The 23,405-nt window shown below is 37.9% G+C and carries 23 protein-coding genes, 1 tRNA gene and 4 pseudogenes; 22 read left to right on the forward strand and 6 right to left on the reverse strand.

Features of this window, described 5'->3' with window-relative positions:
- Positions 1-93 precede the first annotated feature (93 nt).
- On the forward strand, positions 94-429 hold the full coding sequence (traF, locus tag NST05_RS02015) for a conjugal transfer protein TraF (protein ID WP_002951977.1): 336 nt from the start codon (positions 94-96) through the stop codon (positions 427-429).
- 21 nt (positions 430-450) lie between these two features.
- Positions 451-858, forward strand: a pseudogene (locus NST05_RS02020) (acyl-CoA thioesterase).
- A gap of 27 nt (positions 859-885) precedes the next feature.
- Here NST05_RS02020 and NST05_RS02025 read toward each other — a convergent pair.
- Positions 886-1,668 (reverse strand): protein-ADP-ribose hydrolase, encoded by a 783-nt coding sequence (locus NST05_RS02025; protein WP_011226585.1) that lies wholly within the window; start codon positions 1,666-1,668, stop codon positions 886-888.
- Between the two features lie 195 nt (positions 1,669-1,863).
- Between NST05_RS02025 and trxA the strand changes: the two genes are divergently transcribed.
- The 5 genes from trxA to rsmA all read left to right on the forward strand — a co-directional run bounded on the left by trxA (position 1,864) and on the right by rsmA (position 5,069).
- Complete coding sequence (trxA, locus tag NST05_RS02030) at positions 1,864-2,178, forward strand: thioredoxin (RefSeq protein ID WP_002951972.1); 315 nt, start codon at positions 1,864-1,866, stop codon at positions 2,176-2,178.
- A gap of 59 nt (positions 2,179-2,237) precedes the next feature.
- Positions 2,238-2,669: a CoA-binding protein gene (locus NST05_RS02035; protein WP_024704319.1), complete on the forward strand. Its 432-nt coding sequence runs from the start codon at positions 2,238-2,240 to the stop codon at positions 2,667-2,669.
- Between the two features lie 53 nt (positions 2,670-2,722).
- Positions 2,723-3,499: a TatD family hydrolase gene (locus tag NST05_RS02040; protein ID WP_002951968.1), complete on the forward strand. Its 777-nt coding sequence runs from the start codon at positions 2,723-2,725 to the stop codon at positions 3,497-3,499.
- Positions 3,492-4,052, forward strand: coding sequence for a ribonuclease M5 (rnmV, locus tag NST05_RS02045; protein WP_024704318.1), 561 nt, complete (start codon positions 3,492-3,494; stop codon positions 4,050-4,052). The genes NST05_RS02040 and rnmV overlap by 8 nt, the downstream gene beginning before the upstream one ends.
- 144 nt (positions 4,053-4,196) lie before the next feature.
- On the forward strand, positions 4,197-5,069 hold the full coding sequence (gene rsmA, locus NST05_RS02050) for a 16S rRNA (adenine(1518)-N(6)/adenine(1519)-N(6))-dimethyltransferase RsmA (RefSeq protein WP_011227569.1): 873 nt from the start codon (positions 4,197-4,199) through the stop codon (positions 5,067-5,069).
- A gap of 38 nt (positions 5,070-5,107) precedes the next feature.
- On the opposite strand, the gene NST05_RS02055 is transcribed toward rsmA, so the two are convergent.
- Positions 5,108-5,190 (reverse strand) — tRNA-Leu (locus NST05_RS02055).
- A 135-nt stretch (positions 5,191-5,325) separates the two neighbouring features.
- Here NST05_RS02055 and rsgA point away from each other — a divergent pair.
- From rsgA to gap, 10 genes are all read left to right on the forward strand, one after another.
- Positions 5,326-6,198, forward strand: coding sequence for a ribosome small subunit-dependent GTPase A (gene rsgA, locus NST05_RS02060; protein WP_084829117.1), 873 nt, complete (start codon positions 5,326-5,328; stop codon positions 6,196-6,198).
- A gap of 7 nt (positions 6,199-6,205) precedes the next feature.
- A complete protein-coding gene (rpe, locus tag NST05_RS02065) occupies positions 6,206-6,865 on the forward strand; it encodes a ribulose-phosphate 3-epimerase (RefSeq protein ID WP_084826152.1) in 660 nt (219 codons plus the stop codon).
- On the forward strand, positions 6,858-7,490 hold the full coding sequence (locus tag NST05_RS02070) for a thiamine diphosphokinase (RefSeq protein ID WP_084826151.1): 633 nt from the start codon (positions 6,858-6,860) through the stop codon (positions 7,488-7,490). Before rpe ends, NST05_RS02070 begins: the two co-directional genes overlap by 8 nt.
- Before the next feature lies 1 nt (position 7,491).
- The gene (gene rmuC, locus NST05_RS02075; protein WP_084826150.1) at positions 7,492-8,766 is read left to right on the forward strand and encodes a DNA recombination protein RmuC; all 1,275 of its coding nucleotides are present in this window, start codon (positions 7,492-7,494) and stop codon (positions 8,764-8,766) included.
- Entirely contained in the window at positions 8,756-9,697 is a 942-nt protein-coding gene (locus NST05_RS02080) for a 3'-5' exoribonuclease YhaM family protein (protein WP_011681651.1), read from the forward strand. The genes rmuC and NST05_RS02080 overlap by 11 nt, the downstream gene beginning before the upstream one ends.
- 93 nt (positions 9,698-9,790) lie before the next feature.
- Positions 9,791-10,615, forward strand: a complete 825-nt coding sequence (gene purR, locus NST05_RS02085) for a pur operon repressor (protein WP_084829116.1) — start codon at positions 9,791-9,793, stop codon at positions 10,613-10,615.
- 216 nt (positions 10,616-10,831) lie between these two features.
- Positions 10,832-11,245: a 30S ribosomal protein S12 gene (rpsL, locus tag NST05_RS02090; RefSeq protein ID WP_084829115.1), complete on the forward strand. Its 414-nt coding sequence runs from the start codon at positions 10,832-10,834 to the stop codon at positions 11,243-11,245.
- Between the two features lie 18 nt (positions 11,246-11,263).
- Positions 11,264-11,734: a 30S ribosomal protein S7 gene (gene rpsG, locus NST05_RS02095; RefSeq protein WP_084829114.1), complete on the forward strand. Its 471-nt coding sequence runs from the start codon at positions 11,264-11,266 to the stop codon at positions 11,732-11,734.
- Positions 11,735-11,954: 220 nt separating this feature from the next.
- Positions 11,955-14,036 (forward strand): elongation factor G, encoded by a 2,082-nt coding sequence (gene fusA / locus NST05_RS02100; RefSeq protein ID WP_340742887.1) that lies wholly within the window; start codon positions 11,955-11,957, stop codon positions 14,034-14,036.
- 187 nt (positions 14,037-14,223) lie between these two features.
- Positions 14,224-15,234 (forward strand): type I glyceraldehyde-3-phosphate dehydrogenase, encoded by a 1,011-nt coding sequence (gene gap / locus NST05_RS02105; protein WP_084829112.1) that lies wholly within the window; start codon positions 14,224-14,226, stop codon positions 15,232-15,234.
- A 199-nt stretch (positions 15,235-15,433) separates the two neighbouring features.
- On the opposite strand, the gene NST05_RS02110 is transcribed toward gap, so the two are convergent.
- A protein-coding gene (locus NST05_RS02110) for an IS3 family transposase (protein ID WP_095559415.1) occupies positions 15,434-16,581 on the reverse strand; the annotation gives its coding sequence in 2 pieces (ribosomal slippage) (positions 15,434-16,329 and positions 16,329-16,581; 1,149 coding nt in all).
- 54 nt (positions 16,582-16,635) lie between these two features.
- Positions 16,636-17,980 (reverse strand): annotated as a pseudogene (locus tag NST05_RS02115) (IS3 family transposase); the annotation flags it as partial.
- 114 nt (positions 17,981-18,094) lie between these two features.
- On the opposite strand from NST05_RS02115, the pseudogene tnpA reads away from it, so the two are divergent.
- Positions 18,095-18,340 (forward strand): annotated as a pseudogene (tnpA, locus tag NST05_RS02120) (IS200/IS605 family transposase); the annotation flags it as partial.
- 255 nt (positions 18,341-18,595) lie between these two features.
- On the forward strand, positions 18,596-19,795 hold the full coding sequence (locus NST05_RS02125; RefSeq protein ID WP_084829111.1) for a phosphoglycerate kinase: 1,200 nt from the start codon (positions 18,596-18,598) through the stop codon (positions 19,793-19,795).
- A gap of 80 nt (positions 19,796-19,875) precedes the next feature.
- Here NST05_RS02125 and NST05_RS02130 read toward each other — a convergent pair.
- Positions 19,876-20,558: pseudogene (locus NST05_RS02130) on the reverse strand (ISL3 family transposase); the annotation flags it as partial.
- A complete protein-coding gene (locus NST05_RS11025) occupies positions 20,540-20,677 on the reverse strand; it encodes a hypothetical protein (RefSeq protein WP_170169612.1) in 138 nt (45 codons plus the stop codon). The gene NST05_RS11025 and the pseudogene NST05_RS02130, both read right to left, overlap by 19 nt.
- Before the next feature lie 244 nt (positions 20,678-20,921).
- Between NST05_RS11025 and NST05_RS02135 the strand changes: the two genes are divergently transcribed.
- The 3 genes from NST05_RS02135 to glnA all read left to right on the forward strand — a co-directional run bounded on the left by NST05_RS02135 (position 20,922) and on the right by glnA (position 23,364).
- Positions 20,922-21,425 carry an FUSC family protein gene (locus NST05_RS02135; protein WP_011681643.1) on the forward strand — a complete coding sequence of 168 codons (504 nt, stop codon included), beginning with the start codon at positions 20,922-20,924 and terminating at the stop codon, positions 21,423-21,425.
- Between the two features lie 172 nt (positions 21,426-21,597).
- On the forward strand, positions 21,598-21,972 hold the full coding sequence (locus NST05_RS02140; RefSeq protein WP_011681642.1) for a MerR family transcriptional regulator: 375 nt from the start codon (positions 21,598-21,600) through the stop codon (positions 21,970-21,972).
- A 48-nt stretch (positions 21,973-22,020) separates the two neighbouring features.
- Entirely contained in the window at positions 22,021-23,364 is a 1,344-nt protein-coding gene (gene glnA / locus NST05_RS02145) for a type I glutamate--ammonia ligase (protein ID WP_084829110.1), read from the forward strand.
- The last annotated feature ends 41 nt before the right edge of the window (positions 23,365-23,405 follow it).

Below are 23,405 nucleotides of genomic sequence, written 5' to 3' on the forward strand. Positions count from 1 at the left end.
GTTTTACCCACTACAGAAATTATAGAGCCTTTTCTTGTTAATTACTAATTTTTTAGGTATTATATGAATATATTTTTTATTTGAGGTATTATTATGTCAATTTTTGCATCGGCTTTTACGCCCATTTCTGTCTCTTCGGCTAAGGAGAACATTGCTTCAGCTGAAAAATTTATTTTGTTTATTGGACGTCCTTCGTGCCCGTATTGTCAGCTTTTTGAGCCTAAATTATCAAATGTTGCACGTAAGTCTGAATTTAATATTTTTTATATTAATAGTGAAAATACTGATGAACTGGGAGAGATTCAGGCTTTACGTAAACGCTATGGTATTGCGACTGTACCTGCATTGTTTGTCTCAGAAAAAGGAGCTGCGAAGGTTGTTTGTGACTCTTCGCTCTCTGAGGAAGACATTTTAGATTTTATCTCTTAAGTTATTTATTTAGAGGTTCTTATGTTTGTTTGTAAACACGAGGGCCGGTATTATGAAACAGATCGAATGGGAATTACTCATCATTCAAATTATGTTCAATGGATGGAAAAGGCCAGAACTTTTTTCTAAGGAATTTAGGATGGCCTTATGAAAAATTGAAGAGGAGGGTATTATTTCTCCTGTTATTTCTATTTCGTGTGAATACAAAGCTACAACAACTTTCGCAGATCAGGTTTCTATAGGGATTTCTGTTAAAAGTGTTAAACTTTCTAAACTTTCTTTTCTGTATAGAATGGTAAATCAAGATTGTATTTTAGTTTGTACAACTGTTTCAGAGCATAGTTTTTTGTCTAAAGTAGTTTTGTTAATCTAAAAAATGATTTCCCTGTATTCTTTGCTTTGTCAAAAGAACTATTAACTTTAGAATAAAAAAGAAAATCAAAATGATTTTCTTTTTTATTCTGCAAGAAGTTTTTGATAAATATTTAAATTTTCATCATCAAAGACGTTAAAAATAACTTTTTTTACAATTTCAGAGTGATCAATAAAGGATTTTACAGTTTTGATTGCGATCTCTGCTGCTTTTTGTTTTGGAAAATTGAAATCGCCAGTTGATATACATGGTATAGCAATTGATTCTATCTTGTTTTTTTCAGCTAGTGCTAATACTGAAAGATATGATTTAATCAAAAGATCTTCGTCAATTGGTGTTACTTGGTTTCCAATTTTTGGACCAACTGTATGGATAACAAAGGCAGAAGGGAGATTGTAGGCTGGGGTTATTTTAGCCATTCCTACTGGTTCTTCATATCCTTGTTCTAAGATGAGTTCGAAACAAGCCTGACGTAACTGGACACCTGCATATGTATGAATAGCATTATCAACACAATTATGGAGTGGTTTCATACATCCAAGTAAGGTCTTATTTGCTGCATTTACTATTGCATCGATCTCTAGTCTTGTAATATCACCTTTCCATAGATAGATTCTCTTATCTTGAGGAATAGACTGGAGAGAGTTGAGTTGTACAATTCCTCGTTCACCTTTTCTAACTTGTAGGTAAAGGTCTTGTATGGTCAAGAATTGTGTTGATGCTGCCATTGGTTTACGAGTATTAAAGAGTGCTCTTAGGAGTTTCTGCTTTTCTTCGAGCTCTTCTGGAACAATCAAATCATGTAATTCTAGATTTTCTTTTTTGAGTTCACCTATGAGATAGGTGATCATTGCATCTTTATCCATATTTACTCTTTTCTATTTTTTTAGTTTATTTATTATTATACTCTCAAGGTATTCTATGGGCAAGTGATGTCCATGATAGGCAATGACTAATATTTGATAAGAAATTCTTATGTATATATCAAATTCTTGCAATGGCCTTTAGAATCATATAGAATAGGTCTACAAATGTTTTATAATATCTAGGAGGATAATTAAATGACAAAAGTAGTAACAGACTCTACATTTGAACAAGAAACAGCTGAAGGACTCGTCTTGATTGATTTTTGGGCTACTTGGTGTGGGCCTTGCTTGATGCAAGCACCAATTCTTGAGCAACTTTCTGAAGAGATTTCAGAAGATGAACTAAAGATTGTGAAGATTGATGTTGATGAGAATCCAGAAACAGCACAAAAATTTGGAATTATGTCTATCCCAACTTTGTTATTCAAAAAAGATGGTGAGGTTGTTAAGCAAGTTGCAGGTGTCCATACAAAAGAACAAATTAAAGCCATCGTTTCTGAGCTTAGCTAAGTAATCATGGCCATTCCATTTAGGGAGAGTTTATTTTTTTGAACGATGAGGAGAGTCAAATGTCTTATTCATTTCAAAACCCTAGTGCTGAGGTTATAGAATCTTATTTAAAATCAGCAAAGACTATCGCAATCGTTGGTCTATCTCATCGTAAGGAGGCAGCATCTTATCAAGTTGCGCATTTCCTACAAGCTGCTGGTTATCGTATCATACCAGTAAATCCTAAACTAGAAGGTCAGGAGCTTCTAGGAGAGCATGTTTATGCTTATCTTAAGGACATCCCGTTTTCAGTAGATATTGTTGATGTTTTTAGACGCAGTGAGTATTTACCAGATGTTGCTTATGATTTTCTTGAAACGAAGGACAGAATTTTTTGGAGTCAAATCGGTCTTGAAAATGAAGAGGCAGAGACTATTCTTCGTCAATCTAATAGACAGGATATTGTAATGAATCGCTGTACAAAGATAGAATATATGCGACTCTTTGTTTAATAAAATGAAAAGATGAGTGAGCTAAGCTCGCTCCTTTTTGTTATAATAGACCTATGATTAAAATTTTTGATACACATACCCATCTTAATGTGGATAATTTTGCAGGAAAAGAACAAGAAGAAGTAGATTTTGCAGCTGAACTTGGTGTTGTTAAAATGAATATTGTTGGTTTTGATAAAGCGACAATTAAGAAGTCTTTAGCACTGTCAGAGCAATACGACCAGCTATATAGTACAATCGGATGGCATCCTACAGAAGCAGGATCATATACTCAGGAAATTGAGGATATGATTGTGTCACAATTGGGAAATCCAAACGTAGTGGCACTTGGGGAGATTGGTTTGGACTATTATTGGATGGAAGATTCTAAGGAGGTTCAGATTGAGGTCTTTAAGCGTCAAATAGCCTTGTCAAAGGAATATAATTTGCCTTTCGTTGTACACACACGTGACGCAATAGAGGATACTTACGAGATTATTAAAGAAGTTGGGGTTGGTCCTTGTGGTGGGATTATGCACTCATACTCAGGGTCCCTGGAGATGGCTCAAAAATTTGTTGAGCTCGGTATGATGATTTCATTTTCAGGTGTTGTAACTTTTAAGAAGGCTTTGGATGTTCAAGAAGCTGCCCAGTACTTACCTTTAGATAAGATTTTAGTTGAAACAGATGCACCGTATCTAGCACCTGTGCCAAAACGTGGTCGTGAAAATCGTACAGGGTATACACGTTATGTGGTGGATAAGATTGCCGAGCTTCGTGGTTTAACAAGTGAAGAGATTGCAAGAGTTACTTATGACAATGCGATGAGGATTTTTGGTCTGAATGAGTAAAATAAAAATTCAAGAAGTTATCGTCGTAGAAGGCAAGGATGATACGGCAAATTTGAGACGTTTTTATGAGGTGGATACCTATGAAACTAGAGGCTCTGCTATTAATGAGGATGACTTAGAGCGTATCGATAAGCTTAATGAATTACGAGGAGTGATTGTTTTCACAGATCCAGATTATAATGGAGAACGTATTCGGAAAATCATCATGGAAGCTGTTCCGACAGCAAAGCATGCTTTTTTGAACCGTGGTGAAGCAAGTCCAAAATCTAAGACAAGAGGCCGTTCCTTGGGAGTCGAGCATGCAAATTTTGAAGATATTCAGAAGGCACTGGCTGGAGTTCTAGGTAGTTACGATGATGATAATCAGTTTGATATTCGTAAATCAGATCTCATGAAGTTAGGACTTTTGATGGGATCGGATAGCCGTAAACGTCGAGAATATTTGGGGGAAGCGCTTCGTATTGGTTATTGCAATGGAAAGCAACTATTAAAACGTTTGGAATTGTTTGGAATTACTTTAGAAGAGCTTGAAGAGGTCATGGCGAAATACTAGGATTATTAGTGCTCTTAGAAATTAAGAAGTCGCTAAAGTTGCTGCTAAATAGTTTATTTTAGCAGTCGAGATAATTAAGAATCTGATTTAATTTTGAATCAAGGCAACAAGAATCCTGATATTAAAAATAAGAAAAGAGAATAAATGAGAATTGCAGATTATAGTGTGACCAAGGCTGTTCTTGAACGTCACGGTTTTACCTTTAAGAAGTCTTTTGGACAGAACTTCTTAACAGATACAAATATTTTACAAAAGATTGTTGATACGGCAGAGATTAATAAAAATGTCAATGTTATCGAAATTGGGCCAGGTATTGGAGCATTAACTGAATTCTTGGCTGAAAATGCTTCGGAAGTTATGGCATTTGAAATTGATGAGCGATTGGTTCCGATTTTGGAAGACACTTTGCGTGATCATGATAATGTTAAAGTGATTAACGAAGACGTTCTCAAGGCAGATTTACAGACACGTGTCAAAGAATTTGAAAATCCAGATCTACCAATCAAGGTTGTAGCCAACCTGCCATACTATATTACGACACCAATTTTAATGCATTTGATTGAGAGTAAGATTCCTTTTTCAGAATTTGTTGTTATGATGCAAAAAGAAGTTGCAGATCGTATTTCTGCTGAGCCCAATACAAAGGCCTATGGTTCGTTATCCATCGCTGTGCAATATTATATGACTGCCAAGGTGGCATTCGCTGTCCCTCGTACAGTTTTTGTGCCAGCACCTAATGTTGACTCGGCTATTTTGAAGATGACACGCCGTAAGCAACCTTTAGTCGAAGTTAAAGACGAAGATTTCTTTTTCCGTGTATCAAAGGCTAGTTTTTTGCATCGTCGCAAGACGCTTTGGAATAATCTGACAAGTCATTTTGGTAAGTCTGAAGAAGTTAAAAACAAGCTTGATCAGGCTTTGGAAAATGCAGCTATAAAACCTTCTATTCGGGGAGAGGCACTGTCTATTTCGGATTTTGCACGTCTCTCAGATGCTTTGAGAGAAGCTGGTCTATAATTCAAAAATCCCACTGAATGTCAGTGGGATTTTTGCTATGCGGAGAAAGGGAGTTGAACCCTCACGCTTGAAAAAGCACATGCGCCTGAAGCATGCGTGTCTGCCATTCCACCACCTCCGCAGTGATAGTATTATTATACTGCAAGTTAGTAAAAATTCAAGGAGTCCAAAGGAATTGTGCTCCGTGCTTGTTTTGGGTCAGAAATGCTTCTAGTTTTGTGGTATAATAAGGCTATTAAACGAATGAGGAGTTCACTTGCAAGGAAGAATTATCAAAGCACTAGCAGGTTTCTATTATGTAGAGCATGATGGTGTTGTTTACCAGACGCGTGCACGAGGAAATTTTAGAAAAAAAGGGCAAACACCTTATGTTGGAGATTTTGTTGAATTTTCGGCAGAGGAAAATTCAGAGGGCTATATCCTTAAAATCGGTCAACGAATCAATAGTCTAGTGCGTCCGCCCATTGTCAATATCGATCAGGCTGTGGTTATTATGTCTGCTAAGGAACCAGATTTTAACAGTAATCTTTTGGATCGTTTTTTGGTTTTATTAGAGCATAAACATATAAAACCTGTAATCTATATTTCTAAGATGGACTTGGTTGAAGATGATTCGGAGATGAAGAGTATTCAAACACAGTATCAACGAATTGGTTTTAATTTTGTCTTTACTTTGGAAGAACTATTGCCTCTCTTGGCTGATAAAGTCACAGTCTTCATGGGGCAGACTGGTGTAGGAAAATCGACTCTGCTAAATCGTATTGCCCCGCAGTTAAATTTAGAAACAGGTGAAATTTCGGACAGTCTAGGTCGTGGTCGTCACACAACAAGGGCTGTAAGCCTTTATGATGTTCATGGTGGGAAGATTGCTGACACACCTGGGTTCTCTTCACTAGACTATGAAGTGGCTAATGCAGAAGATTTGAGTGAAGCTTTTCCAGAAATTCGTCAGGCCAGTCATGGCTGTAAGTTCCGTTCCTGTACCCACACCCATGAACCTTCTTGTGCTGTTAAAGATGAAGTGGAAAATGGTCAAATCTGGGAAGTTCGTTATGATAATTACCTTCAATTTTTAAGTGAAATTGAAAACCGTCGCGAAATATATAAAAAAACTATCAAAAGAAAGTAGGTCTCTCATGTCATATAAAATTGCTCCATCTATCCTAGCTGCTGATTACGCTAATTTTGCTTCTGAACTAGCTCGTATTGATGCATCAGGCGCAGAATATGTTCATATCGATATCATGGATGGCCAATTTGTTCCGAATATCAGTTGGGGAGCAGATGTGGTTGCTAGCATGCGTAAACATAGTAAGTTAGTTTTTGATTGTCATCTTATGGTTGTTGATCCTGAGCGTTATGTGACTGCTTACGCACAGGCTGGTGCAGATATTGTGACTATTCATGTCGAAGCTACTAAACACATTCATGGTGCCATTCAGAAGATTAAAGCTGCTGGTATGAAAGCAGGTGTTGTAATCAATCCTGGCACACCAGTTGAGGCACTTATTCCAGTACTTGCTCTAGTGGATCAAGTACTTATTATGACTGTAAACCCAGGTTTTGGTGGTCAGACCTTTATTCCAGAAATGATGTCTAAGGTAGAACAGGTCGTTGAACTTCGCCAAAAAGGTGGCTATTCATTCGATATTGAAGTTGATGGTGGTGTAGATAACAAAACCATCGCAGCATGTGCTAAGGCGGGAGCTAATGTTTTTGTAGCGGGCTCTTACCTTTTCAAAAATCATGATTTGACTGCGCAAGTTCAAACGCTCCGTGATGCTATCGATGCCTAAAATAGCTTTGTTTGTCGGTGGTGAGCTAGATTGGTTCACTACCGATTTTGATTATTTTGTTGGAGTGGATCGTGCTTGTTTGTACTTACTGGAGTTAGGGTTACCTCTTGACCTGGCTGTAGGGGATTTTGATTCGGTCTCTGAGTTAGAATTAGACGTCATTCAATCGACAGCTAAATTTTGTAAGAAAGCTTCAGCTGAGAAGAATGACACAGACACTGAGTTAGCTTTAAAATTGATTTTTCAGGCTTACCCCGAAGCTGAAGTAACCATTTTTGGTGCTTTTGGTGGTAGGATAGATCATATGTTGTCAAATGTATTTCTAGTCAGCGATCCGCAACTAGCTCCTTTTATGGATCGTATCTGCTTACGGGATAAGCAAAATAAAATTACTTATTGTTCAGAAGGCAAACATGAATTTCTTCCAGAACCTGATATGACTTATATATCCTTTTTACAGGAAGGTGATGGAGAACTGACGATTTTGGGAGCAAAATATGAATTAACCAGTAGTAATTATTTTCAAAAAAAAATCTATTCCAGCAATGAATTCGTTGATGGTCCAATTCATGTGACGGTACCAAATGGATACGTGATTATCATCCAGACTAGAGATAGGAGTTAGTATGATCTACCTGCTTACACTTTTGACTTTTTTAAGCCTAGGGTTTTTGGCTGTTCTCTACTTGAAGAATGTGGAGTTAAAAGAACAGCTTAACAAGACTCTGGAAGAAAATGCAGATAATCTTTCAGATCAAATTTCTTTTCAGTTAGAAAATTTTGCTAAAACAAATCAACTCGAAACGACAAAGCAATTGAATCAATTGCAGGTGGCACTTTATCAACAATTGACAGATATTCGCGAGGTTTTGCACCAAAACTTATCCGATAATCGAGATCGTTCTGATCAACGCCTAGAGCAAATAAACCAAAGCCTGGCGAAAGCTGTTAGGGATATGCAGGATTCCAATGAGAAACGTTTGGAACAAATGCGTCAGACAGTTGAAGAGAAACTGGAACAAACTTTACAAACACGTTTACAAGCGTCTTTTGAGACGGTTTCAAGACAGCTAGAATCTGTTAACCAAGGTTTGGGGGAAATGAAAAATGTTGCTAAGGATGTTGGGAGCCTCAACAAGGTCCTTTCAAATACAAAAACACGTGGTATTCTGGGAGAACTTCAATTAGGACAAATTATTGAAGATATACTGGCTGCTAATCAGTACGAGCGAGAATTTCCTACGGTATCAGGTTCAAGTGAACGGGTTGAATATGCAATTAAGATGCCTGGAAATCATAAAGACGAATATGTCTACCTCCCGATAGATTCTAAGTTTCCCCTAGAAGATTATTATCGTCTGGAAGATGCTTATGAATCTGGCGATAAAGAGCAGATTGAGAGTCATCGTAGGTCACTTATGACTAGTATTCGACGATTTGCCAAGGATATTAATAAGAAGTATCTTAATCCACCTGAGACTACCAATTTTGGTATATTATTTTTGCCGACGGAAGGACTTTATGCTGAGGTGGTACGACAGCCGGCCTTCTTTGACGCCCTTCGTCGCGAGGAGAATATTGTAATTGCAGGTCCATCAACATTATCTGCACTCTTGAATTCATTATCTGTAGGATTTAGAACTTTGAATATTCAAAAGAATGCGGATGATATTAGTAAAATTTTAGGCAACGTTAAACTGGAGTTCGGTAAGTTTGGAGATATGCTTGCTAAGGCTCAAAAACAATTAAATACAGCAAGTAAAACTGTCGATAGTCTGCTTAACACACGGAGCAGGGCAATTGTTAGAGCTCTTGATACCATTGAAACCTACCAAGATAGTGCGACACAAAGTTTGTTAGATTTACCACGATTAGAAAATGAGGATGAGCATGAAAATTAATCAAATGAAAAAAGATGAGTATTTTGAAGGCTTTTATCTGATTAAGCGTGCAGAAGTACGTAAGACACGAGCGGGAAAGGACTACATTGCCTTTACCTTCCAGGATGATTCTGGTGAGATTTCAGGAAATTTATGGGATGCTCAGCCTTATAATGTTGAAGAATTTACAGCTGGTAAGGTAGTCCATATGAAAGGACGCCGAGAGGTTTATAATAACACGCCTCAAGTCAATCAAATTACCTTGCGACTCCCTTTATTTGGTGAACCGAATGATCCGGCTGATTTTAAGGGAAAGCCACCGGTAAATTTATCCGAAGTGCGTGAATATCTTGAGCAGATGATTTTCAAAATAGAGGAAGCTACATGGCAACGTGTGGTCCGTGCCCTTTATCGTAAGCATAATAAGGAGTTTTTTAGTTTTCCTGCTGCTAAAACAAACCATCATGCCTTTGAAAGTGGATTAGCTTATCATACAGCGACTATGATTCGCTTGGCTGATAGTATTGGAGATATTTATCCAGAGCTAAATAAGAGTTTGCTCTTTGCAGGAATTATGCTACATGACCTAGCTAAGGTCATTGAATTAACTGGTCCTGAAAATACAGAATATACCGTTCGTGGAAACTTGATTGGTCACATAGCTTTGATTGATGAAGAAATCACCAAAGTTCTTGTCGAGCTTAATATTGATGATACACGTGAGGATGTTGTTGTTTTACGTCATGTCATTTTAAGTCACCACGGGCAATTGGAGTATGGAAGTCCAGTTCGTCCTCGTATCATGGAAGCGGAGGTTATCCATATGATTGATAATCTCGATGCTAGTATGATGATGATGACGACAGCTCTTAACTTAGTTGGACCAGGAGAGATGACTAATCGTCTATTTGCCATGGATAACCGTTCTTTCTATAAGCCAAAATGTGATTAGAAGCGAAAGTAAGTGAACATTTAATGAAAAAATGTTCGCTTTTTATTGTATTATGGTATAATAGTTAAAAAATACAGAAAATATAGGTAACATATGAAATTAAAACGAAGTGAGCGTATGGTAGTGATTTCAAACTACCTGATTAATAATCCATATAAACTAACAAGTCTTAATACCTTTGCAGAGCGTTATGAAGCTGCTAAGTCGTCAATCTCAGAAGATGTTGCTATTATTAAAAAAGCTTTTGAAGAAAGTCAAATAGGGGAAATCGAAACAGTAACGGGTGCCTCTGGGGGTGTTATATTTACACCAACTATTTCTGATGAAGATGCAAGAAGTCTAGTTGAAAATCTTTGTGAACGCCTTTCTGAGAGTGATCGTATCTTGCCAGGTGGTTATCTCTATCTATCTGATTTATTAAGTACCCCATCGATTTTGAAAAATGTTGGTCGTATTATTGCTAGTGCTTTTAAAGGGCAAAAAATTGATGCTGTAATGACTGTTGCTACAAAAGGTGTGCCTTTGGCAAATGCAGTGGCAGATGTCTTGAATATTCCATTTGTTATTGTTCGTCGTGATCTGAAAATCACAGAAGGATCAACAGTCTCAGTAAACTACGTCAGTGGCTCAAGCAATCGTATTGAAAAAATGTTCCTTTCAAAACGCAGTTTGAAACCAAATAGTCGTGTTCTTATTGTTGATGATTTTCTTAAAGGTGGCGGCACTATTACCGGTATGATTAGTTTGCTTTCGGAATTTGATAGTGAGTTGGTGGGTGTAGCTGTATTTGCAGAGAATGCCAAAGCCGATCGAGACATTCATGAATACAAATCATTGCTCACTGTATCTGACATCGATGTAAAATCACAAAAAGTAGAAGTTGAAGTAGGTAATATTTTCGATAAATCAAAAGCTTAGAACGTAATTCCTAATTTAATATTTAGGAATTTTCTTTTTGGCAAGAATTTGTTGACAATGTTCCTTAGAATATGGTATTATATCAGACGGTACTTTTTACTTTTGGTCTCTCAAAAGTGTACAGAGACGTGCTGACATAAGTTGCAAAAGTACACACAGATATGGATTGTCACCAGTGCCATATCAACCAAAAATAAAAAACACAGGAGAATGTAGATGCCTACAATTAACCAATTGGTTCGTAAACCACGTCAATCAAAAGTTGTTAAATCTAAATCACCAGCTTTGAACGTTGGTTACAACAGCCACAAAAAAGTTCAAACTAACGTATCTTCACCACAAAAACGTGGTGTTGCAACACGTGTTGGAACAATGACACCTAAAAAACCTAACTCAGCCCTTCGTAAATTTGCTCGTGTACGTTTGAGCAACCTTATCGAAGTTACTGCTTACATCCCAGGTATCGGACACAACCTCCAAGAACACAGCGTTGTTCTTATCCGTGGTGGACGTGTAAAAGACCTTCCAGGGGTACGTTACCACATCGTCCGTGGTGCACTTGATACTGCAGGTGTAGCTGATCGTAAACAAAGCCGTTCTAAATACGGTACTAAACGTCCTAAAGGGTAAGAAGGGAGATAAGATAAAATGAGTCGTAAAAATAGAGCGCCTAAACGCGAAGTATTGGCAGATCCATTGTACAATTCAAAAATTGTTACACGTCTTATCAACCGTGTAATGCTTGATGGTAAACGTGGTACTGCTGCAACAATCGTATACGATGCTTTCGAGCAAATCAAAGAAGCAACTGGAAACGATGCTCTTGAAGTATTCGAAACAGCTATGGACAACATCATGCCTGTACTTGAAGTACGTGCACGTCGTGTTGGTGGTTCAAACTACCAAGTCCCAGTTGAAGTTCGTCCAGAACGTCGTACAACTCTTGGTCTTCGTTGGTTGGTTAACGCATCACGTGCGCGTGGTGAACACACTATGAAAGAACGTCTTGCAAAAGAAATCATGGATGCTGCAAACAACACTGGAGCAGCAGTTAAGAAACGTGAAGATACTCACAAAATGGCTGAAGCAAACCGTGCCTTTGCACACTTCCGCTGGTAATTATAAGTTTCAAGCTGTATTACAGTCATATATTATTCATAAGCTGAGGCTTTGGAACTGTAACAGCTTGAGTTTTGGTTTTGGTTCAAATTGTATAATTTATATCGTTTGAAAACCAGTTGAATATCATTGAAGAACGGGTAGGTCCTGCCTATCCGTTTTTTGACAATAATGTTATAATAAATAAGTAAACTAAAATATTTATAGGAGAATAAACCTAATGGCACGCGAATTTTCACTTGCAAAAACTCGTAATATCGGTATCATGGCCCACGTCGATGCTGGTAAAACAACTACAACAGAGCGTATCCTTTACTACACTGGTAAAATTCATAAAATCGGTGAAACTCACGAAGGTGCATCACAAATGGACTGGATGGAGCAAGAACAAGAACGTGGTATCACAATCACTTCTGCCGCTACAACAGCGCAATGGAATGGTCACCGTGTTAACATCATCGATACACCAGGACACGTGGACTTCACTATCGAAGTACAACGTTCACTCCGTGTATTGGATGGTGCCGTAACCGTTCTTGACTCACAATCAGGTGTAGAACCTCAAACTGAAACAGTTTGGCGTCAAGCAACTGAGTATGGTGTTCCACGTATCGTATTTGCTAACAAAATGGATAAAATCGGTGCTGACTTCCTTTACTCAGTAAGCACACTTCATGATCGTCTTCAAGCAAACGCACACCCAATTCAATTACCAATCGGTGCTGAAGATGACTTCCGTGGTATCATTGACTTGATTAAAATGAAAGCTGAAATCTATACTAATGACCTAGGTACAGATATTCTTGAAGAAGATATTCCAGCTGAATACGTAGATCAAGCATACGAATACCGTGAAAAATTGATCGAAGCAGTTGCTGAAACTGACGAAGATTTGATGATGAAATACCTTGAAGGTGAAGAAATCACTAACGATGAATTGAAAGCAGCTATTCGTCGTGCTACAATTAACGTTGAATTCTTCCCAGTTCTTTGTGGTTCAGCCTTCAAAAACAAAGGTGTTCAATTGATGCTTGATGCGGTTATTGACTACCTTCCAAGTCCACTTGATATTCCAGCCATCAAAGGTATTAACCCAGATACAGGCGAAGAAGAAACTCGTCCTGCTTCTGATGAAGCGCCATTTGCAGCTCTTGCCTTCAAGATCATGACTGACCCATTTGTAGGTCGTTTAACATTTATCCGTGTTTACTCAGGAATCCTTCAATCAGGTTCTTACGTAATGAACACTTCTAAAGGTAAACGTGAACGTGTCGGACGAATCCTTCAAATGCACGCTAACAGCCGTCAAGAAATTGAACAAGTTTATGCCGGTGATATCGCTGCTGCTATCGGTTTGAAAGATACTACAACTGGTGACTCGTTGACTGATGAAAAAGCTAAAGTTATTCTTGAGTCAATCGAAGTTCCAGAACCAGTTATCCAATTGATGGTTGAGCCTAAGACTAAAGCTGACCAAGATAAAATGGCTATCGGTCTTCAAAAACTTGCTGAAGAAGATCCAACATTCCGTGTTGAAACTAACCCTGAAACTGGTGAAACTGTTATCTCTGGTATGGGTGAACTTCACCTTGATGTCCTTGTTGACCGTTTGAAACGTGAACACAAGGTTGAAGCCAATGTTGGTGCCCCACAAGTATCATATCGTGAAACATTCCGTGCTGGAACACAAGCACGTGGATTCTTCAAACGCCAATCAGGTGGTAAAGGTCAATTTGGTGACGTTTGGATTGAATTTACTCCAAACGAAGAAGGTAAAGGATTCGAATTCGAAAATGCCATCGTTGGTGGTGTGGTTCCACGTGAATTCATCCCTGCAGTAGAAAAAGGATTGGAAGAATCAATGGCTAATGGTGTCCTTGCTGGATACCCAATGGTTGACATTAAAGCTAAGCTTTATGATGGTTCATACCACGATGTCGATTCATCTGAAACTGCCTTTAAGATTGCTGCATCTCTTGCACTTAAAGAAGCTGCTAAGACTGCACAACCAACTATTCTTGAGCCAATGATGCTTGTAACTATCACTGTTCCAGAAGAGAACCTTGGTGATGTTATGGGTCACGTTACTGCTCGTCGTGGACGTGTTGATGGTATGGAAGCACACGGTAACACCCAAACCGTTCGTGCCTATGTACCACTTGCTGAAATGTTCGGTTATGCAACAACACTTCGTTCTGCAACTCAAGGACGTGGTACATTCATGATGGTATTTGATCACTATGAAGATGTTCCAAAATCAGTTCAAGAAGAAATCATCAAGAAAAATTCTGGTGAAGCTTAATTAGAAGTTTTTAAGTTAAGGTGCTTATGAAAGTAAGTGCCTCTTTCTATTTGCATTCTCCTGAAAAAAATTATATAATAGGTATGTTAAAAGGTTAAATGAAAACCCTCAAGTTAATCTTTTCACAATAGTGAGAGTTTGCTCTCAAAATTATATTTATTCGATTTTCATAAGGAGGAAATCACTAATGGTAGTTAAAGTTGGTATTAACGGTTTCGGCCGTATCGGTCGTCTTGCTTTCCGTCGTATCCAAAACGTAGAAGGTGTTGAAGTTACACGCATCAACGACCTTACTGATCCGGTTATGCTTGCACACTTGTTGAAATACGACACAACTCAAGGTCGTTTCGACGGTACTGTTGAAGTAAAAGATGGTGGATTCGAAGTTAACGGTAAATTCGTTAAAGTTTCTGCAGAACGTGATCCAGAACAAATTGACTGGGCAAATGATGGTGTAGAAATCGTTCTTGAAGCAACTGGTTTCTTCGCTAAGAAAGATGCTGCTGAAAAACACTTGCACCCTGGTGGAGCTAAGAAAGTTGTTATTACTGCTCCTGGTGGAAATGATGTTAAAACAGTTGTATTTAACACTAACCACGATATCCTTGATGGTACTGAAACAGTTATCTCAGGCGCTTCATGTACTACAAACTGTTTGGCTCCAATGGCTAAAGCACTTAATGACAACTTTGGTGTTGTTGAAGGGTTGATGACTACTATCCATGCTTACACTGGTGACCAAATGCTCCTTGACGGACCACACCGTGGTGGGGACCTTCGTCGTGCACGTGCTGCTGCTGCAAATATCGTTCCTAACTCAACTGGTGCTGCTAAAGCTATCGGTCTTGTAATCCCAGAATTGAACGGTAAACTTGACGGATCTGCACAACGTGTTCCAGTTACAGCTGGATCAGTTACTGAATTGGTAGCAGTTTGTGAAAAGAACGTTACTGTTGATGAAGTGAACGCAGCTATGAAAGCAGCTACAAACGAATCATATGGATACACAGAAGATCCGATTGTATCTTCAGATATCGTAGGTATGTCTTACGGTTCATTGTTTGACGCAACTCAAACTAAAGTTCTCGACGTTGACGGTAAACAATTGGTTAAAGTTGTTTCATGGTACGACAACGAAATGTCTTACACTTCACAACTTGTACGTACTCTTGAATACTTCGCGAAAATCGCTAAATAATTCAATTGTATAGGAAGAAGAGTTTAGGCTCTTCTTTTTTTCTCACGAAAACCACTAGCTGTGCTAGTGGTTCCGAAAAGCTTTTAGCGATGTATCAAAAAAGTCCCCCTAAAGTGTGTACTGACCCCAAAAAGTTAGACAATTAATTTACACAAAGGATGGAAAGTCAACGAAAAACTAGACACGGAGTTAAGAGAATTTAAGAATTATATTTTTCAAAGTCTTTTGGAGACTTGTAATCAAGACCTGAATGCATCCTTTTTGTATTGTAATAGGTCTCAATGTATTTAAATATTTCTTGAGTAGCCTCAGCTCTTGTCTCAAAATGAGCATCATTAATAAGCTCCCTCTTTAGCGTCTTATAAAAAGACTCCATCATTGCATTGTCATAGGGATTTCCTTTACGACTCATGCTAGATTGAGCACCGACTTGACGAAGAGTAGATTGATAACGAGAGCTTGTATATTGACTCCCTTGATCAGTATGGACAATCAAGCCAGGCTGAGGATGTTCTTTCCCACAAGCTTGTAAGAAGCAATCCCTCACCAGTTTATCTTGCATCCGTGAAGACATTGACCAGCCTACAATCTTACGTGAAAAAACGTCGATATTCACGGCTAAGTATAAGGTGCCTTCTTTGGTAGGGATATAGGTCATGTCTCCCAGCCATACTTTATTAGGAGCTGTTGCTTTAAAGATCTGATTAATTAAATTGGGTCTTGAAAGCGAAGCTCCTTTTCTGTTGTAATGTTTATATTTATAACGGCTTCCCTTGGCATAAAGTCCCATCAAGTGCATCAGTTTCCCAACACGTTTCGTGTTGGTCATAATACCAGTATTATGAAGTACCTTGGTAATTCTAACCGCACCATAGCGTCCCTTATGCTCATGAAAGACAGCTTTTATCTTCTCTGAGAGAATTTCTCTCTCCACTTGTTGTTTTGAAGGACGACGATGCATGTATTCATAGAAACCTGAGCGAGAAACCTTAAGAACTTTTACTGCATGCTTAATTTTTATCTTCCCATGATGTTTCAAGAGAAATTCAAAACGTTTTACTTGCTTCGCTTCAAGAAGACCCGGAACTTTTTTAGAAGTTCAAGTTCCTCCTGAAGATAACGATTTTCTTTCTCTAACAATTTAATCTTATGTTGGGCATTAGCTAGGGCTGTCCCATTGCCTGGAAAAGCACTTTCTCCATATTCTTCAACTTCTTGAACCCAGCGATAAAGACTATTGGCATGAACCTCAAGCTCTTGGCTGACTTCTTTAACAGAGTAACCTTCTTCAAGAATGAGTTTTACTGCAGAATTTTTAAATTGTTTATCGAATTTTCTTCTTGCCATAATAAACCTTTCCACGATTTCTCTTAACTTTGTGTCTAGTTTATTATAACCTTTCCAGGACTTAGTTCTGTATTGCACAGGACCAAGTCCTTTTAATTTTACCTTAATGTGTTTGTTGTTGTAATAATCAATATAGTCTACAATAGCTTGTTCCAATTGCTCAAGTGAGTGAAACGTCTTCTCGTAACCATAAAACATCTCAGACTTAAGAATGCCAAAGAAGGACTCCATCATACCATTGTCTGGACTATTTCCCTTACGTGACATGGACGGTTGGATCCCTTTATCCTCTAAAAATTGATGATAATACTGATGTTGGTATTGCCAACCTTGGTCACTATGGAGAATTGTATTTTCATAATGCTCCTCTGTGAAGGACTGGTCTAACATAGATTTCACTTGTTCTAAGTTTGGTGAAGTTGAGAGATTATAAGCGATAATTTCGCTGTTGAAACCATCTAAAACAGGCGATAAATACAATTTATGTGTGCTATTTGGAATGGCAAACTCTGTCACATCTGTGTAGCACTTTTCCATGGGGTTGGCTGCTTCAAACTGGCGTTGAATAAGGTTATCTGCTTTCTTGCCAACTTCTCCTTGGTATGAAGAATATTTGTGTTTACGACGAATTTGGGAACTTAAACCAAAGAGCTTCATCAGACGTTGGACCTTCTTCTGGTTCACTACAAAACCACGATTCCTCAATTCAAGAGTTATTCGGCGATAGCCATAATTTCCTTTATGCTCATAATAAATTTCTTGAATTTAGCCTTTAGTCTCTTCATCTTTGTCGTGCCCATCTAGTTGTTTCAACTGATAATAGTAAGTCGAGCGAGCTAAACGTGCTGTTTCAAGAAGTAAATCGAGTCGAAATCCTCCTGAAACCCTTTTCTCTAACTGTTTCTGCCTTTCTCGCTGTAAGGCTTCGTCCCTTTCCTCTAACTCTTTTAACTTTTTTAGGTAGGCCACCTCGGTACGTAAGCATTCATTCTCCTCTTGGAGTCGCTCTAGTTCTGTCATTTCTTCCCAAGTTTTCATACGTTTACGCCCCATTTTAGGTACTCTGCCTCTTCTTTTCTCAAGAATTGTATACCCATTTTTTATATTGTGCTATCTAGTTAGGCAACATTCCACCACTTGGAAGACAATAATCAAGACTTACACTTTTTTGTGAACGACCTTCAAGTAGCACTTTATCAATCATTTCTTGTTTTAATTCTGGAGAATAGTAACAATTCTTACCTTTCTTGATAATTTCTATTCCGTAACGTTCAATCAATCTCGTCATATATCTTAATCCAGAAGCACCCACACCAAATCGTTTTGAAAGTTGGTTGAAGGTTTGACCTTGCTTTCTCAATTCATATATTTGAACTTTATCTTCATAAGTTAATTTCATAATAAAAACACCCCAAAAGTTAGATTTTTCTATCTAACTTTTGGGGTGCAGTTCAAGTGTTATATTAGATAAGGTTTCCCGACCCCTAACTAATATACAAAAGGGGGACCCCTGATGAGACAGGATAATAATAGTTTAGGACATACTACTTGGAATTGTAAGTATCATATTGTTTTCGCCCAAAAATATAGACGTCAAATAATCTATGGGAAATACAAAGCAAGTATTGGTCAAATCTTACGGTTATTATGTGAAAGAAAAGGCGTTGAAATTCATGAAGCTGAAGCTTGCCCAGATCATATTCACATGTTGGTGAGTATACCACCAAAACTAAGTATTTCCTCATTTATGGGATATTTATAGGAAAAGAGTGTTTGTTTAAAAGTAAGAAAGAAGAGGAATAAGTCTAAGTATGAGGATTATATTTAAATCGAAATTAGCTTTTTTCTGAATTTTATTTAGGTGTTTTTTTATTGCTATTCTGACTTTCTATTTTGATTATATGATAAAAGTAGCCTACTAGCAATTAGCTAGAAATCCTTCTGATTTTGCTATCTCTTTTATGCATTTTGTGATATAATGAGAACGTATTAAAAAATTAAGGAGTCTGATCAAATGGCTAAATTGACTGTTAAAGACGTTGAGTTGAAAGGGAAAAAAGTTCTCGTTCGTGTTGACTTCAACGTACCTGTAAAAGATGGCGTGATCACTAACGACAACCGTATCACTGCTGCCCTTCCAACTATCAAGTATATCCTTGAACAAGGTGGACGTGCAATCCTCTTCTCTCACCTTGGACGTGTAAAAGAAGAAGCTGATAAAGAAGGTAAATCACTTGCTCCTGTAGCTGCTGACTTGGCTGCTAAATTGGGTCAAGATGTTAAGTTTATTCCAGGTGTTACACGTGGTGCTGAATTGGAAGCAGCTGTTAACGCTCTTGAAGATGGCCAAGTTCTCTTGGTTGAAAACACTCGTTTTGAAGATATTGATGGCATGAAAGAATCTAAAAATGATCCTGAACTTGGTAAATACTGGGCATCACTTGGAGATGGTATCTTCGTAAACGATGCATTCGGTACAGCTCACCGTGCACACGCATCTAACGTTGGTATCTCAGCAAACGTTGAAAAAGCTGTTGCTGGATTCCTTCTTGAAAACGAAATTGCATACATCCAAGAAGCAGTTGAAAATCCAGAACGTCCATTCGTGGCTATCCTTGGTGGTTCAAAAGTTTCAGATAAGATCGGTGTAATCGAAAACTTGCTTGAAAAAGCTGATAAAGTTCTTATCGGTGGTGGGATGACTTACACATTTTTCAAAGCGCAAGGTATCGAAATCGGTAACTCACTTGTGGAAGAAGACAAATTGGATGTAGCGAAAGCTCTTCTTGAAAAATCAAATGGTAAATTGATCTTGCCAGTTGACTCAAAAGAAGCAAACGCATTTGCTGACTACACTGAAGTGAAATATACTGAAGGTGAAGCAGTAGACCCAGGTTTCCTTGGTCTTGATATCGGTCCAAAATCTATCGCTAAATTCGACGAAGCTTTGACTGGTGCTAAAACAGTTGTATGGAATGGACCTATGGGTGTATTTGAAAACCCTGACTTCCAGGCTGGTACAATCGGTGTGATGGACGCTATCGTGAAACAACCAGGTGTTAAATCAATCATCGGTGGTGGTGACTCAGCTGCTGCAGCAATCAACCTTGGATATGCAGACAAATTCTCATGGATCTCTACTGGTGGTGGTGCATCTATGGAACTCCTTGAAGGTAAAGAACTTCCAGGACTTGCAGCTTTGACTGAAAAATAATTTTTAGTAAATCAAGAACGTTCTATAGGGCGTTCTTTTGGCTCCTTGTCAACTTGTAGTGGGTGACGAAAAGCTAACATCTAGAGAGGACCGGATAGGTTTTCTCTTTTTGTATGTTCAGAGTGATGAAGACACGCTTCCTAAAGTTGATGAAGTTTCTAAAACCAAAGCCCAACCGTTTGATGTCTTTAATCAACTTGTTAGTCGCTTCGAGTTTTGCGTTTGAATAGTCTGTTTCTAGCACATTCTTGATGGATTTCTTGTGTCTAAGAAAAGTCCTAAAGACCGTTTGAAAGTAGTGGTTGACCTTGCTTATGTTCTCCTCTATTAACTCAAAGAACTAATCTACTCTCTTCTCCTGAAAGTGAAAAAGTAAAAGCTGATAAAGTTTGTAGGCATTAGCGATCTCTTCTGAAAAGACCAATGTCTTCTCAATGATTTCATGTGGTACTAAAGTTTGTCTGAAGGTCTTTGAATAGAAAGAGTTGAGAGATAGCTTACGACTGTCCTTTTGAAAAAGTCGCCAGTGATTTTTTAAATCTCAATAAGGTAGTGAATTCTTATTAAACTGGTTCATAATGGCAATTCTTGTCTTTAAAAAGGCACGTCCAAGGTGCTGGATAATGTGAAATCGATCAGGAACGATTTTGGCGTTAGGAAAGAGTTTGCGAGCCAGTGGAATATAAGCTCCAGACATATCCATCGTGATAAATTGTACCTGTTGTCGGATTTCCAATGGATACTTCAAAAAGTAGTTTCGTATACAGGATAATCCAGTTTTGCTTGAACCTCGATATGAGTATCCGTTTCAAAAACAAGAGAAATAATGATGTTAGGGTTTTTAATTCCGATTAATTCTGTGGTATTCTTAATAAGTCTCATAAGTTCTTCCTAATGATGGTTTTGTCGCTCTTCATTATAGTTCTTATGGGACTTTTCGTGTATACTTAAAAAGCTCTATAATCTCTACAGTGGTTTTACCCACTACAGAAATTATAGAGCCGTTCTTTTTTTGTTGAATTGAATACTATTCAATTGTAAAATGTAAAATATTAACATTCTTTTTTATTTTTTAATTATACAGTGAAATATCCCAAAAACTAGTAAATCATGGTAAAATAAATGAATGGGATTGAAATTTGAACCAAAAAAATTTAAGTTTGGTATGCGTACACTAAAGACCGGAATAGCCGTTTTTCTTGTTTTAGGATTGTTCTCTGCTTTCGGCTGGGATGGACTTCAGATTGGTTGTTTAACTGCTGTTTTTAGTTTGCGTGAGAACTTTGACCGTAGTGTTCAATTTGGAAAGTCACGTATTTTTGCAAATACAGTTGGGGGTCTTTTATCGCTTTTATTCTATTTTGTGAATATGTGGTTTGACAATTCAGTTTGGGTGACCTTGCTATTGGTCCCTATTTTAACAATGTTGACTATTGTCATTAATGTATCCTTTAATAATGCTTCTGGAGTTATTGGAGGAGTGGCTGCGCTTCTGATTATCACTTTGTCTATCCCACCTGATAATACTTTCACCTATGTGATAGCAAGAGTATTTGAAACGTTTTGCGGAGTCTTTATTGCAATCCTTGTTAATTATGATTATGATTGGTTACTTAAACATCTAAAATAAGAATAAAAGAGTTCTCTTGAGCTCTTTTTTATGTTTTTTAAAATAAAATCCTTGAATATAAGGTACTAAGCAATACAATGTTCGGGGTTTTCTTATTGTGTAAGAAAAAGTGACATTATCTGTTGACATGTAGTAACATTCAGAATATAATTGTTAGGAAAGGAGAATTATCATGGCAAGAGAAAAAGAACTAAGACGTTCTTTGGCTGTTTTTCCGATTGGCACAGTTATGAAGTTAACGGATTTAACTGCTCGTCAAATTCGTTACTATGAAGATCAGGGGTTGATTCAACCTGAACGTACAGCTGGGAATCGTCGTATGTACTCATTAAATGATATGGATCGTTTATTGGAAATCAAAGATTTTTTGAATGACGGTTACAATATTGCAGCAATTAAGCATGAGTATGAGAAACGTAAAATTCGTGTACAACAAAAACAAGTAGCTTTAACTGATGCGGACGTTCGACGTATCTTGCATGATGAACTCCTTCAGCAAGGTCGTTTTACGACTCCATCGCAACAATTTGGTAACTTGCGTATTTAATTACGCTTTGAACTTTTATTTTTGGTTTTTATAAAGGAGACCCCTATTATGGCAATCACAGCAGCTGATATTCGTCGCGAAGTCAAAGAGAAGAATGTTACTTTTTTGCGTTTAATGTTCTCTGATATCCTTGGTATTATGAAGAATGTTGAAATTCCTGCGACAGATGAACAGTTGGATAAGGTACTTTCAAATAAAGTTATGTTTGATGGTTCATCAATTGAAGGTTTTGTTCGTATCAATGAATCTGATATGTATCTTTACCCAGATTTTGATACTTGGACAGTCTTCCCTTGGGGCGATGAAAATGGGTCAGTCGCTGGTCTTATTTGTGATATCTATACTTCGGCAGGTGAACCATTTGCAGGAGACCCACGTGGTAACTTGAAAAAAGCATTGCGTCATATGGAAGAAGTTGGTTATAAATCATTTAATCTTGGACCAGAGCCAGAATTTTTCCTTTTAAAATTAGATGAACAAGGTAATCCTACGCTTGAAGTTAACGATAAAGGTGGTTATTTTGACCTTGCACCAACTGACCTTGCCGACAATACACGTCGTGAAATTGTTAATGTGTTGACAGAAATGGGATTTGAAGTTGAAGCATCTCACCATGAGGTTGGGGTTGGACAACACGAAATCGATTTTAAATATACTGATGTTTTAAAAGCTTGTGATAATATCCAAATTTTCAAATTGGTTGTTAAGACAATCGCTCGTAAACACGGTCTATACGCTACATTTATGGCGAAACCTAAATATGGTATTGCCGGTAGTGGTATGCACTGTAACATGTCTCTTTTCACTGAAGAAGGAAATGCTTTCTTTGATCCAGAGGATCCACATGGTATGCAATTGTCTCAAGACGCATACTACTTCCTTGGTGGTTTGATGAAACATGCATATAACTATACTGCAATTATTAACCCAACAGTGAACTCTTACAAACGTTTGGTTCCTGGTTATGAAGCTCCTGTATATATTGCATGGGCGGGTAGCAACCGTTCACCATTAATCCGCGTTCCTGCTTCTCGTGGTATGGGTACACGCTTGGAATTGCGTTCAGTTGACCCAATGGCAAATCCATATTTGGCAATGGCCGTTCTTTTGGAAGCCGGACTTGATGGTATCATTAATAAGATTGAAGCTCCAGCTCCAATTGAAACAAACATCTACTCAATGTCTCCAGAAGAACGTAAAGAGGCTGGTATCATTGATTTGCCCTCAACACTACGTAATGCTCTTAAAGCATTGGAAACGGATGAAGTGGTTCGTCAAGCATTAGGTAATCATATCTATACAAACTTCCTTGATGCGAAACGTTTGGAATGGGCAAGCTATGCTACTTTCGTTTCACAATGGGAAATTGATAACTACTTAGATCTGTATTAATAAAATAATTTGAAGATCAGGGTTACCTGGTTTTCTTTTTT

This window comes from Streptococcus sp. FSL E2-3494, from assembly GCF_038007085.1.
Classification (GTDB): domain Bacteria; phylum Bacillota; class Bacilli; order Lactobacillales; family Streptococcaceae; genus Streptococcus; species Streptococcus thermophilus.

Coding starts and splice junctions, on each gene's coding strand:
- rmuC (WP_084826150.1), top strand. CDS start 7,492: ATGATCTACCTGCTTACACTTTTGACTTTTTTAAGCCTAGGGTTTTTG.
- rpsG (WP_084829114.1), top strand. CDS start 11,264: ATGAGTCGTAAAAATAGAGCGCCTAAACGCGAAGTATTGGCAGATCCA.
- rsmA (WP_011227569.1), top strand. CDS start 4,197: ATGAGAATTGCAGATTATAGTGTGACCAAGGCTGTTCTTGAACGTCAC.
- NST05_RS02080 (WP_011681651.1), top strand. CDS start 8,756: ATGAAAATTAATCAAATGAAAAAAGATGAGTATTTTGAAGGCTTTTAT.
- trxA (WP_002951972.1), top strand. CDS start 1,864: ATGACAAAAGTAGTAACAGACTCTACATTTGAACAAGAAACAGCTGAA.
- glnA (WP_084829110.1), top strand. CDS start 22,021: ATGGCAATCACAGCAGCTGATATTCGTCGCGAAGTCAAAGAGAAGAAT.
- NST05_RS02040 (WP_002951968.1), top strand. CDS start 2,723: ATGATTAAAATTTTTGATACACATACCCATCTTAATGTGGATAATTTT.
- NST05_RS02025 (WP_011226585.1), bottom strand. CDS start 1,668: ATGGATAAAGATGCAATGATCACCTATCTCATAGGTGAACTCAAAAAA.
- traF (WP_002951977.1), top strand. CDS start 94: ATGTCAATTTTTGCATCGGCTTTTACGCCCATTTCTGTCTCTTCGGCT.
- NST05_RS02070 (WP_084826151.1), top strand. CDS start 6,858: ATGCCTAAAATAGCTTTGTTTGTCGGTGGTGAGCTAGATTGGTTCACT.
- NST05_RS02035 (WP_024704319.1), top strand. CDS start 2,238: ATGTCTTATTCATTTCAAAACCCTAGTGCTGAGGTTATAGAATCTTAT.
- NST05_RS11025 (WP_170169612.1), bottom strand. CDS start 20,677: ATGAGACTTATTAAGAATACCACAGAATTAATCGGAATTAAAAACCCT.
- fusA (WP_340742887.1), top strand. CDS start 11,955: ATGGCACGCGAATTTTCACTTGCAAAAACTCGTAATATCGGTATCATG.
- rpsL (WP_084829115.1), top strand. CDS start 10,832: ATGCCTACAATTAACCAATTGGTTCGTAAACCACGTCAATCAAAAGTT.
- NST05_RS02125 (WP_084829111.1), top strand. CDS start 18,596: ATGGCTAAATTGACTGTTAAAGACGTTGAGTTGAAAGGGAAAAAAGTT.
- NST05_RS02140 (WP_011681642.1), top strand. CDS start 21,598: ATGGCAAGAGAAAAAGAACTAAGACGTTCTTTGGCTGTTTTTCCGATT.
- purR (WP_084829116.1), top strand. CDS start 9,791: ATGAAATTAAAACGAAGTGAGCGTATGGTAGTGATTTCAAACTACCTG.
- NST05_RS02135 (WP_011681643.1), top strand. CDS start 20,922: ATGGGATTGAAATTTGAACCAAAAAAATTTAAGTTTGGTATGCGTACA.
- gap (WP_084829112.1), top strand. CDS start 14,224: ATGGTAGTTAAAGTTGGTATTAACGGTTTCGGCCGTATCGGTCGTCTT.
- rpe (WP_084826152.1), top strand. CDS start 6,206: ATGTCATATAAAATTGCTCCATCTATCCTAGCTGCTGATTACGCTAAT.
- rnmV (WP_024704318.1), top strand. CDS start 3,492: ATGAGTAAAATAAAAATTCAAGAAGTTATCGTCGTAGAAGGCAAGGAT.